Here is an 11,189-nt window from a genome sequence, read left to right as displayed (position 1 = left end):
CACGGCAAGTCTGTGTGCTCATCTCGCGGTAGCCGTTGAGACAGGCGAGAGGTCGCCAGAGGATCGACTCGAGCCGGGCGGTCAGCGCGGGTCGTGACGGGCTGGGCGAGGGGGCGGAGAGGGCGAGTGTGCGGGAACGGTGGGGCATAGGACGCGAGGTCGGCGTCGGCGGCTCGGCGACGACCGCGCTGACGGTGAGTGGCGACGACCACGGGCGTGCCGGTGGTGCGCGATGGCATCCAGGTGGTGAGGCAGCGGACTCCCTCGGCCACCACAGACGATGACGTCCAGCAGGCGGCCGTGCCGGCCCGGCTGGGCCGGGTAGCGCGCCCCGCGGGACAACGCAGCCTGACGCCGAGCGAGCTCTTGGAGGGAGCCTCTGGCGGCAGCGGTGCGATCCCCGCCATCTGGCTAGCGCTGTCGCCCACGCACTGGCGGGTGTGAGCCTGTGGCCGAGCAAGGGAGCCTCGACGCTCGCGAGGTTGGGGGAGTAGGCATGGCAGAAGCCCGACACCGCGGTGATGCACGATCTCCGCTCCGGCGCCCGCAACCCTCATCGTGCGGTGAGCGAGAACCTCAACGCCGCAGGTGGGGACCAGCGGCACTGAGCTTCGGGCTCGGCCGTTGATGGTCGTCGAAGATGCCCCGGTGTACGCCTCACACCCTCAAACGCGTGATCGAGGAGTTGGCCAACTCTTGGCCAACTGCCGCTCGGCTCGCAGGGCTACTGATGATGACGAGATAGACGAAACCCTTGATCCAAAGGGAGATCACGTGACCCCAGAGACCCCAGAGACGGCATTCGCCGCCTTGCCAAGGTGAGGGTCGCGGGTTCGAATCCCGTCGTCCGCTCCAGAGAAACCCCCTGCCGGGGGGGGGGGGGGGGTTCTTCCGTATTCAAGCCGGCCCGTACCGACGTCGTGGCCGGTCGTTGCCGAGGCCGAAGGGGACGGTGCTCGCTACAGCGCCACCGTGAGATCTCGCCAAAGCGCCGGATCGCTGCGTTCGTCGAGGAGCGCGGCTACGGCCTCGATGATCTTGCCGAACTCGTTGTGGGCGAGCGTCCAGATGAGGATGCAGCCGGGGTGGACGCGACCTGCTTCAGCCCACTGCCGCAGCAGCGGCGCGAAGTCGCGCGAGTTTCGGGTGACGAGGATGCGTCCTTGCTCGGCGGCGAGCTCGAGCACCTGGGGGTCGGCGAGCGCGCCGAGGTTGGGCTCGGCGGCGAGACTCAGCACATCGTGCCCTCGTTGTTCGAGGGCGGCGCCGATTCGCTTGGGGGAGAGGTTGGCGTCGAGGAGGAGCCGCAAGCTCAGGCCTCGACGACCTCGATGAAGGGATAGAGGACGCGCAGCTCATCGAGCGGCCTGTGGTTCTCGACGATGAGGGCGTCGATCTCTTCGGGGAAGGCGGCCCGGTAGGCGAGCGCGAGTCGCACCTGTGCGGCCGAGAGGTGGGTATCCTCGACCAGCGCAAGTGGCGCGGCTTCCTCCGCCTGCTGGACGATCTCCCAGACGTCCAGCCCGGAACCGATCACCCAGGCGCGCCGGTTGGCATCGTCACCGCGGAACGCGATGCCGGCGAAGCGGCGAACGCGGGCACCCTCTTCGGTGAACGCTTCGACGACGGCGCTCTTGGAGCGGCGGGTCCGCCGCGCTTCTGCTTCGACGAGGCGCTCGGTTGACTCGTCCAACCGCACGCTGAATGGCTGGCCCTTCGCCAATGCGAACCTCCTCGCTACACGTATCTACACTGTAGTACGGCTGCTTCCCATGGTCACGCGCTGCAGAGGACGTCCTCAACCGGCTGCTGCTCGAGGCTGGCGACGGGCGTCACCTGGCTTCGGGTCTGACCGTCGCCGACCGTGCGGCAGCCGCTGCGTTCGAGGAGGCGTTGAAGTCGCCCTCGGTGATGATGACCTTGTCGCCGACCTTGAAGTGCGTCATGCCCGCATCATCCCAGACGGGTTCGGTCACGCGCCGGGTGCCACCAGCGGCCAGGGGCGCTCGCGCTCGACGGCGAGAGCGACGTCGAAGAGCAGCTCGTCGCGGTGGTGGGCAGCCAGCACCTGCATGCCCACCGGGAGACCGTCGAGGGTGCCGGCCGGGATCGACACCGCCGGGTTGCCGTAGAGGTTGGCGATGATCGTGAGGGCGCCCATGTTCACGAGGTCTGGCAAGCGCGCCTCGGCATGGCCGAGCACTGTGGACGGGAGCTTGGGCGCGGCACCGGCCACGACCCGCACGGCGCCCAGGAGGGCTCGGACGGCGTAGCGCGCAGGACCGGCGGAGAACAGCTTGTCGATGATCGGGACCTGCTCGTTGCTCGTCGACGCCTCCGCAGCGAACGCAGGGCCCGGGTTCGTAGCGGCGATGATGAGGTCGGCCTGCTCGAAGGCACGCGCCATCACCTCGTTGGCCTGGATGCGCAGCTCCTCGGCGACAGCGGCTGTCCGCAGGTTGTACATCGCCTCGGCGAGGTGCAGGCCCACGGCCACCTCATCGGTGAGATCACCGGAGCAGTGCGGCCAGGCATCGCCGAGATCGGCAAGGAGCGTCGCCAGGTTGCCCATCATCCACTGGGCAGCCAGGTTGGGCGGCTCGACGGAGACATCCACCTCCACCATGCCGCCATCCGCGATGAGCTGCTTCGCCTCGGTCCGGATGCGGTCCTCGACCCCAGGCTCGAGGGTGGCCCCGCCCAGGGCCGGCACGATCGCGACGCGGAGACCCTTGAGGTCACTCGATCCCAGCCCTGCCTCCCACCGACCGTGCGACGGCAGGCTGGACGGGTCATAGAGGTGGGTGCCGGCACACACGTCGTAGTAGCGGGCGGCGTCGCGCACTGAGCGCGACAAGTTGCCGAGCACCACCGTGTTCGGTCGCATGAACGCGTGGGGCCCGCGGGGAATGCGCCCGAAGGTGCCCTTCATGCCGAGGAGGCCGGTGTACGCGGCCGGGATGCGGATCGAACCGCCGCCGTCGCCGCCGGCGGCCAGGCTGACCAGACCACCGGACACCGCAGCCGCGGAGCCGCTCGAGGAGCCGCCACAGGTGCGACCGTGGCGCCATGGGTTGTGGGTGACGCCGTTGATCTTGCTCACGCTGACGTTGAGGCCGCCGAACTCGCTCGCCGTCGTCTTGCCCACGGGCACGACGCCACCCCGCTCGAAGAGTCGCTGCGTCTGGTGCGACGTGTAACTCGCGATGCGGTCCTTGTAGACGAGTGATGCCTCCGTCCACGGCCATCCCTCGACCGGGTCGAGCTCCTTGATCGCGGTGGGCACGCCGCCGAAGGGCAACGACAGGTCCGCCGTCGCCGCGGCAGCGCGGGCGCGCTCGGGGTCGACGTGGGAGAAGCAGTTGAGGTCGGAGGCCTCGATCGCGGCGAGGGTGGCCTCAAGCTCCTCGACCGGCGAGCGCTCGCCGGCGCGGAAGGCGTCGACGAGCGAGCAGGCATCGCCCTGCCAGGGGTTATCGGTCATGTGCACATCCTCCCGCGGTGGGTGCTCTGTGAACGACTCCTGGTCCGGTCCCGGCTGACTCCCGACCGTTCCCGGGTCGTCGCATGCCTACCGGATGGTGGCTACCGGCGAGCGGAATGAGCCGGCCGTTGCGGGATAGGCACTGTGAGCTGAAGTGCTATCGACCGATCTTTCCGTCGATCAGCTCTCGCGTGATGTCCATGTGGCCAAGATGTCGCGCCAGTTCCTCCACGAGGTGCGTCAGTACCCAGCGAAGGGTCGTCGGTCGTATTTCTCCGCGTGAGGGAAGGTCGGCCGAGTCGCACGCGTCGAGGATCTCATCCGCCCTGGCCGTCTCCGCGCGGTAGAAGGCGACCACCTCATGGCTAGTCCAACCGTCCGGCACGATGAATGTCGGGGCGTAGCGGTCACGCGTCCACTCCATGTCCATCTCCTCACCGGCGAAGACGACGCGAATCCACAGACGCTCAGCCGAGGCCAAGTGCATCACGATGCCGCCCAGGCTGTTGGCTGTCGGGGCTGGTCGCCACCGCAGCTGTGTCGGGCTCAGCCCTTCGACCTTGTAGATGGCTCCGCCCCGGAGATGAGCGAGCCAACCACGAAGCATGGTGAGCTCGTCGACAGGTGCGCTCTCGTCGGGTCGGGGTACGTGCAGATTGGGTGGAACCCTCGGGTCGGGATGGGACTGCTCCGCGTTTCCGATCGTCATCTCTCCCGAGACTACGCGGGAGCATTCCGAGCGGCGGGCGCTGTCGGTCGCCCGGCACCTTCTCCCCCCGCGGTGACGAAGTTGAGGAGACGGTTGGGCACGTAGACGACCATTCTGGTCCGGTCCTCCGCAGGCACAGCCCGCACGGTCGAGCGGGCAGCTTGGACGACGGCGGCCTCGCTGGCTCCGTGTGGGATCTGGATGGTCCCTCGGAGGCGTCCGTTGACTTGGACGACGACCTCGGCCGTCGATGTTTCGAGCACGGCGCTGTCCACGATCGGCCAGGGCTGTGTGTGGACGGAGAAGGCCTCGCCGAGTTGTTGCCAGAGCTCTTCGGCCAGGTGTGGGGCGAATGGTGCGAGCAGTCGGACGAAGGTGCGCTTGGTTTCTGACGAAGCCACCGCCGGAAGCAGTTCCATGAGCCGGGCGAGGCCGACGTTGAAAGCCAGCCGCTCGATGGCCTCCGTCACGTCGATGATCGTCCTGGCGACTGTGGCGGAATCGGTTGGGGCGGTGGTGTCGGGACGGGTGATGGTGCGCCAGGCACGGGCGAAGAAGCGCTCGATGCCCACGATGCCGGCGTCGCTGAAGTCGCCTCCTTGCTCCCATGGTGCAGCGAAGAGGAGCGCGCAACGGAGGACGTCGGCGCCGTGGGCATCGATGTAGTCGTCGGGGGTGACGATGTTGCCGCGGCTCTTGGACATCTTGGCGCCGTGGCGGACGATCATGCCGCCGAGGCGGATTCGTGGGAAGGGTTCCTCGAATGGCACGAGGCCGAGGTCGTGGAGGGCCATGGTGGCGAATCGGGCGTAGAGGTGGTGGCGTTGCACGTGCTCGGGTCCGCCGGCGTAGAAGTCGACGGGCAGGATCTTCTTCGTGCGGTCTGGGTCCCAGGGCCGGTCGTCGAAGTCGGTCGAGGGGTAGCGGAGGAGGTACCAGGCGGAGTCGACGAAGGTGTCGCTGACATCGGTCTCTCGCCTCGCCTGTGCGCCGCATGCGGGACACCGTGCAGCGATCCAGTCAGCGGCTTCAGCGAGGGGGGAGCGGCCGGTGCCGGTTGGTCGGAAGTCCTCCACGTCTGGCAGCAGCACGGGGAGGTCGTGGTCGGGAACTCGGACGGGTCCGCAGTCTGGGCAGTGGATGATCGGGATCGGTGGGCCCCAGTAGCGCTGGCGTGAGATCAGCCAGTCCCGCAACCGGTACCGGACCGCGGGGCGACCAGTCTCTGCGGCCCGCTCTGGTGACAGCAGCTCGGCGTCGGAGACAGGGAGGTCATGCTCGGTGGCGAATCGCGCGTCGCGCTCGTCGTGGGCCGGCACACCCATGACCGCGCCGGTGCCGTATGCCTCGAGGACGTAGTCGGCTTCGAGGACCGGAAGCAGGTTCCCGGTGAGCGGGTGAGCGACCCTTGTGCCGGCAGCCGGATGCCCGGCCGGTACGGCGATGAACGTCACGGCCGGCAGGGTGTCGGGGCGGGTCGTGAAGACCGTCAGGCCGTCGAAGTCGATCTCGCGGCCCTCGGATCGGCCGATCCACTGTCGCTGCAGTCGCTTGGCGCGCTCGGGCCAGTCGAGCCGTTCCAGCCCGTCGAGCAATCGTTCGGCGTAGTCGGTGATGCGCAGGAACCACTGCTCCATGACGCGTTCGGTCACCGGCGTGTCGCAGCGTTCACAGATCGTCCCGTCGTTCTCGGTCTGCTCTCGAGCCAGCACGGTCAGACACGACGGGCACCACAACACCGGCGCCTCGGACTGGTACATCAAGCCCGCGTCGAACAGGCGGCCGAGGACCCACTGCGTCCACCGGTAGTAGTCGGGTCGACTTGTGTCGACGACGCGGGTCCAGTCCCAGGCCATCCCGGCTCGGGTGAGCTGCTCGGCGAACCGGGCTGTCGTGCGGGCTGTCAGTGTGGCGGGGTGTTCGTTGACCTTGATGGCGTAGTTCTCGGTGTGGATGCCAAAGGCGTCGAAGCCGATCGGTTGGAACACCTCCCGGCCGCGCATGCGCATGTACCGCCCGTAGGCGTCCACGCCGGAGTACTTGTACACGTGTCCAACATGGAGCCCCTCCGCGGAGGGATACGGAAACTCCGCCAGGTTCATGAACACCTGGTCGGGGTCGACCGTGTCGAGGTTGACCCGACCAGTTCCTTCAGCCCGCCAGCGTTCGCGCCAGCGGGCTTCTACCTCATGTACCTCGTAGGGCTGTGCCATCGAAGTGGACCCTCCGTGCGGGACCGGGGCTGCGACTTCATGGGGACCTCCTGGTCGTTGATGTTGGAACGGGAAAACGAAAGAACCTCCCGGCCATCAGGCACGAGAGGTTCACCGCGAGCCGACTGGTCGGCTCGCGCTACGTAAGAAGCAGGTCGTTGATCACGACAACGTTCACGAGCCAGAGCATACGAGATCCCAGCCAGCGCCGTCGCAATTGTCCAGAACCCAAGAGAGAGCATGTGCCGTGGGTCGTCGGTGCAGCCCGGCTGTCATGATCTTGCCATGGCCGTGATCGAGGTCTCAGGTGTCGCGTTCGCTCACCCGGGCGGCACCGAACTCTTTCGCGGGGCCTCTTTCAAGGTGCGCTCCGGGGCGCACGTCGCCCTTGTCGGGCAGAACGGCGTGGGCAAGTCGACCTTGCTGGGTTGCATCGTTGGCGATCTACGGCCAACAGAAGGGTCGGTCCGCACCGACGCTGCGGTGGCGTACATGCCGCAGGCGATCGGTTCTGACACCACGTGCACGCAGTCGGTGGCCTCCCGAGGCGACACCACCGTCCGCGAGCTGCTTGTTGAGTTCGCTCGACCAGAGCTCCGCGACGCGGCTCGGGCCCTGGCGGGTGCTGAGAGGGCCAACGACCAATCACCGTCGGCGGGAACCGGGAGTGCTTTGGCTGCAGCCGTCATCAAGTGGGCCGAGGTGGGTGGCTACCAGGCTGAAGCAAAGTGGGATGCCGCGTGCAATCTGGTGCTGGGTCAGACGCTCGACCGTGCCGGTGGGCGTCCCATCAGCGAGCTCTCCGGCGGGGAGCGCAAGCGATTGGTGCTGGAGTCGCTGTTCGCGTCCGACGTCCCGATCCTGCTCCTGGACGAGCCCGACAACTTCCTCGACATCCCGGCCAAGCGCTGGCTCGAGCGGCAGATCGCGTCGAGCCAGAAGACGATCCTGTTCATCTCCCACGATCGCGAGCTGTTGACCGAGGCGGCGACAGCGGTGGTGACCCTCGAGGTGAACGGATGCTGGACCCATCCGGAGGGATGGACGACCTACGACGATGCCCGCCGAGCCCGCAACGAGTCGATGGGTGATGCCCTGCAGCGGTGGAAGGACGAGGAGAGGCGGCTGTTCAGGTTCATGCGAGAGATGAAGCAGCGCGCGTCCCTGAACGACGGCAACGCGCCCCGGGCGAACGCCGCCGAGACCCGTTGGGAGCGGTTCGTGGAAGTCGGACCACCCCCGAGCCCGCCGCCGGAGCGGACGATCCACGTCCGTCTCGAAGGGGCGGGGAGCGGAAAGATCGTGCTGCGATGCGACAGGTTGGAACTGTGCGGCCTCACCGAACCATTCGACCTCGAGGTCCACCATGGCGAACGGATCGGTGTTCTGGGACCGAACGGCACAGGCAAGTCGCACTTGCTCCGCTTGCTTGCCGGGGACGAGACCGTCGGACACGAGGGGTCGTTTCGACTTGGGGCCCGGGTCGTGCCCGGCCTGTTCCACCAGACCGATGACGTGCCTGAGCACCGGGGCCGTCAGCTCCTCGACATCCTCAGCGACCGGGACCTCAACGAGGAGCGGGCCCGAGCGTACCTGGGCCGCTACGGGCTCTCGGGCGCAGCTTTGCGCGAGGTCGAGACGTTGAGCGGCGGACAGCGAGCGCGACTCCAGGTGCTGGATCTCGAGCTGCGTGGGGTAAACCTGCTCCTGCTCGACGAGCCGACTGACAACCTCGACCTCGGGTCGGCCGAGGCCCTCGAGGCGTCGCTTGACCTGTTCGATGGCACGGTGGTCTCTGTCACTCACGACCGCTCGTTCATGCGCTCGATGAACCGTTGGCTCATCATCGGTGACGACGGCTCCGTGCACGAGGCACTGGACCTCGACACCGCCCTCAACGTCGTCACCCGCGACGACCGGTACCCACGGTCGAAGTCTGGTCTGCTGCCCCTGACGTAGCGAGCTGTCAACCTTCCGTAGGTGAAGGTGCGCCGATAGCGAGTACCTTCCGAGGGGCTCTTGGTCGGATTCGTGAGCGCTCGTGCGGCTCAGTGACACCCGAGTTGTCGTCGTTCGCTCTGGCACGACGGTGGAGATGCGCCGGGGTGTCGTATCGCAGCCAGGGCGAGTTCATCCATAGCGGGCCATGTTGGCGTGAGGCATGCTTGTGGTTGTGGAGGTTCATCCGGCCACGCCCGATCGCCTTGATGATCTTGCCGACTTGTTCGAGACGGGGTCGGCAACTCGCGGGTGCTGGTGCATGTGGTTCATCAGCCCGGCCAGGGAGGTCCGCAAGGGGTGGATCGATGGAGGCAACCGCCGGGCGTTCGAGGAGCTTGCCGTTCGCTCCGATCCACCGCTGGGGCTGCTCGCCTACGATGGCGCTGTTCCCGTGGGTTGGCTGGCGACTGGTCCTCGGTCCCGCTATCCGAGAGCGATTGGTCCCAGGGCGAAGATCCTCAAGGGCCGAGATTCCGCTGAGGACGATGACGTGTGGCTGCTGCCCTGCTTCTTCGTACGGGTCGGCTACCGGCGGCGCGGGGTGACCGGGCTGCTGGTGGCGGCTGCGGTGAAGGCAGCCCAGGCTCACGGTGCCAAGGCGATCGAGGGGTTTCCCATTGCCGACGAATACCCGAAGTCACAGGAGGACTTCGTGGGCAAGCAGCGGCGATTCGTGGAGTGCGGGTTCGAGTGCGTTGCGGAACCGTCACCCCGCCGTGTCGTGATGCGCCGAGACCTGCGGTGACGCACCACTCTCGGGCGATAGGCGTACTCGACCGCATCAGAACCAGTGCCCCCATGTAGCCCTTGCTCGCGCCCACCTGGGCGTTCGCGAGCCCAGCCGCCGACCTTGCGAAGCCAGACCCGTGATGTTGCAAACGTACGCGCCGTTCTGCTCGGCACCGTGGATCTCAGTTGCTGGGATCTTGAGCGCGCGATAGGAACCGAGTTCGGCCGTGCGGCCGGGGGCTCTGCAGAGCTCGCGGGCACCGCCTGACGCTTCGGCAACACTGGAGGGGTCCGGATGGACGTGAGCAAGGGCGATGCCCACGGCCTGGCGGTCACGCTTTCGGATGGCACGGTTGCTCTGCGTCCGTGGTCACCTGAAGATGCCTGGTTCATGGCGGAGGCGAACGCCGACCCCGCCGTCCAGCGCTACAACGGGACACTCGATCGCTTCGGGTATCCCGCGGCGCCGATGTCAACCAACGATGCCGAGGCCGTCATCGCGGAGTTCACCTTGAGTTGGCAGGTGTTCGCAACACAGGAGATGCCCGGTGCGGGGGTGGCATTCGCGATCGTCGATGCCACCTCGGGTGACCTGCTGGGATGCTGCGGCCTTGATGACTGGTCCAAGACCGACGTCGTTCAGTTCGGATACTGGATCGGCCCGCGTGCGCGAGGACGTGGCTACGCGACCCGCGCTGCGACGCTTCTCACCCGCTGGCTGTTCGATCTGGGAGCTGCTCGCGTCGTCTTGAAGATCGTCGATGGAAACGACGCCTCAGCCGCGGTCGCCCGGCGTGCGGGATTCGTCTACGAGGGAACGATGCGCTCGCAAGGTGTCTGGCAGGGCCAGCGGTGCGACGTGATGTTCTTCGCTGCGCTGCCGCTCGAATGGACTCCCAGCGCTCGCGACGAAGGTCCGCAGGAGACACCGCCCACCCAGCCCTGACCGCTCGCGTAAGCGCCGATAGGGACGCGCCAGCTGACGCTGCTGTCCGGGTTCTTGTGCTGCTGATGGGTGCGGGTCGGTTCAAGGCTGCCGGGTACACCCTTCTGCCGGTCGCAGCGACCGAGAGCGACCGTGGCTAGCGTCCCGTTGTGGTGGCGGAGCCGCGCGAGGTCCTCGACCTACTCGACCGAGGCGTTGTAGCGGCGCTCACCTCGCTATTGGCGCCACGACTGCAGGGGTGGGACGCCGAATCATGGATTCGTGGCCAGTGGATCACGGGGCTCGACGCGCTGCTGGGGTCGCGACGTTGGGTTGTCAGCGAGACTGTGGTGTCGTCGACGCTGACGCGGTTCCACCTCGAGGGCGAGCGTGGTACCGCCGTCGCCACGATCATCTTGGATGACGCCGGCCGATGGTTCGGAGCGTCGCTCAAGCGCCGCGCCGCCGAGGGAATCACCAACATCGTTCTGCAGTGCCCGTGGAACGAGGACCGCGCCGCGATGTCCGCGCTCTACGGCGATCTACTTCACCTCGATCGGTGGGACGTCCCACAACTCGTGTTTGACGAGGGACAGCCCAACGACCCGCGTCCCCGCTGGCCCGATCCCGCCTACCCCCAGCAGATGCACCTCGACATCCGAGTCGGTGATCTCGACGCCGTCGACGCGCTCGTCGTCCGCGGCGCTACCCACCTCGCGGACTTCGACGACCATCGGGTCTATGCCGACGTCGTTGGGCATCCCTTCTGCCTCTATCCCGCTGATGTGCAGGACCCGGAGCTATGGCGGCTGGTGATCGACGCTCCTGACCCCGACGCCCTGCAGAAGTTCTACGAGCGCCTCCTTGGGACCAACACCGCACCGGTGCTCGCATTCCAGCACTCAAATGCCGAGCCGCCACGCTGGCCCGACCCGGCGTATCCGGCCCAAGTGCACTTCGATCTCGTGTTCGACGACCCGGCACCGGTCGCGGCGCGTGTCACCGAATTGGGTGGCTCGATCCTCCGCCAACGCGAGGGGTTCCCCGTTTACGCAGACCCAGCCGGTCATCCCTTCTGCATCGGCCGTCCCGGCGAGTGAGTCACCAGGACGCCTACGACACTCCTCC

Annotated in this window: 9 protein-coding genes; 4 read left to right on the top strand and 5 right to left on the bottom strand. The window is 67.2% G+C overall.

The annotated features are described in order from the left end of the window. Positions 1-959: 959 nt before the first annotated feature. From VMN58_02170 to VMN58_02150, 5 genes are all read right to left on the bottom strand, one after another. The gene (locus VMN58_02170) at positions 960-1,310 is read right to left on the bottom strand and encodes a DUF5615 family PIN-like protein (GenBank protein ID HUF31998.1); all 351 of its coding nucleotides are present in this window, start codon (positions 1,308-1,310) and stop codon (positions 960-962) included. Positions 1,311-1,312: 2 nt separating this feature from the next. Then, positions 1,313-1,723, bottom strand: a complete 411-nt coding sequence (locus VMN58_02165) for a hypothetical protein (GenBank protein ID HUF31997.1) — start codon at positions 1,721-1,723, stop codon at positions 1,313-1,315. Positions 1,724-1,972: 249 nt separating this feature from the next. Then, positions 1,973-3,484, bottom strand: a complete 1,512-nt coding sequence (locus tag VMN58_02160; protein ID HUF31996.1) for an amidase — start codon at positions 3,482-3,484, stop codon at positions 1,973-1,975. A 157-nt stretch (positions 3,485-3,641) separates the two neighbouring features. Then, entirely contained in the window at positions 3,642-4,193 is a 552-nt protein-coding gene (locus VMN58_02155; GenBank protein HUF31995.1) for a DinB family protein, read from the bottom strand. Between the two features lie 11 nt (positions 4,194-4,204). Next, positions 4,205-6,406 (bottom strand): class I tRNA ligase family protein, encoded by a 2,202-nt coding sequence (locus VMN58_02150; GenBank protein HUF31994.1) that lies wholly within the window; start codon positions 6,404-6,406, stop codon positions 4,205-4,207. 240 nt (positions 6,407-6,646) lie between these two features. Here VMN58_02150 and VMN58_02145 point away from each other — a divergent pair, with 240 nt between their 5' ends. The 4 genes from VMN58_02145 (at position 6,647) to VMN58_02130 (ending at position 11,161) form a co-directional block, all read left to right on the top strand. Next, entirely contained in the window at positions 6,647-8,365 is a 1,719-nt protein-coding gene (locus VMN58_02145) for an ATP-binding cassette domain-containing protein (protein ID HUF31993.1), read from the top strand. Positions 8,366-8,666: 301 nt separating this feature from the next. Beyond that, complete coding sequence (locus VMN58_02140) at positions 8,667-9,152, top strand: GNAT family N-acetyltransferase (GenBank protein HUF31992.1); 486 nt, start codon at positions 8,667-8,669, stop codon at positions 9,150-9,152. Positions 9,153-9,431: 279 nt separating this feature from the next. Then, positions 9,432-10,082 (top strand): GNAT family protein, encoded by a 651-nt coding sequence (locus tag VMN58_02135; protein HUF31991.1) that lies wholly within the window; start codon positions 9,432-9,434, stop codon positions 10,080-10,082. A gap of 152 nt (positions 10,083-10,234) precedes the next feature. Then, the gene (locus VMN58_02130; protein HUF31990.1) at positions 10,235-11,161 is read left to right on the top strand and encodes a VOC family protein; all 927 of its coding nucleotides are present in this window, start codon (positions 10,235-10,237) and stop codon (positions 11,159-11,161) included. The last annotated feature ends 28 nt before the right edge of the window (positions 11,162-11,189 follow it).

The sequence above is a fragment of the Acidimicrobiales bacterium genome, from assembly GCA_035512495.1.
GTDB lineage: Bacteria > Actinomycetota > Acidimicrobiia > Acidimicrobiales > CADCSY01 > DATKDW01.
Note: the sequence above shows the minus strand (reverse complement) of the source record. Positions and strands in the feature narration are given on the sequence as shown.

Bases quoted from the DNA above. Each gene is read 5' to 3' on its own strand.
- VMN58_02160 (HUF31996.1), bottom strand. From the start codon at position 3,484: ATGACCGATAACCCCTGGCAGGGCGATGCCTGCTCGCTCGTCGACGCC.
- VMN58_02155 (HUF31995.1), bottom strand. From the start codon at position 4,193: ATGACGATCGGAAACGCGGAGCAGTCCCATCCCGACCCGAGGGTTCCA.
- VMN58_02150 (HUF31994.1), bottom strand. From the start codon at position 6,406: ATGGCACAGCCCTACGAGGTACATGAGGTAGAAGCCCGCTGGCGCGAA.
- VMN58_02145 (HUF31993.1), top strand. From the start codon at position 6,647: ATGTGCCGTGGGTCGTCGGTGCAGCCCGGCTGTCATGATCTTGCCATG.
- VMN58_02140 (HUF31992.1), top strand. From the start codon at position 8,667: ATGTGGTTCATCAGCCCGGCCAGGGAGGTCCGCAAGGGGTGGATCGAT.
- VMN58_02135 (HUF31991.1), top strand. From the start codon at position 9,432: ATGGACGTGAGCAAGGGCGATGCCCACGGCCTGGCGGTCACGCTTTCG.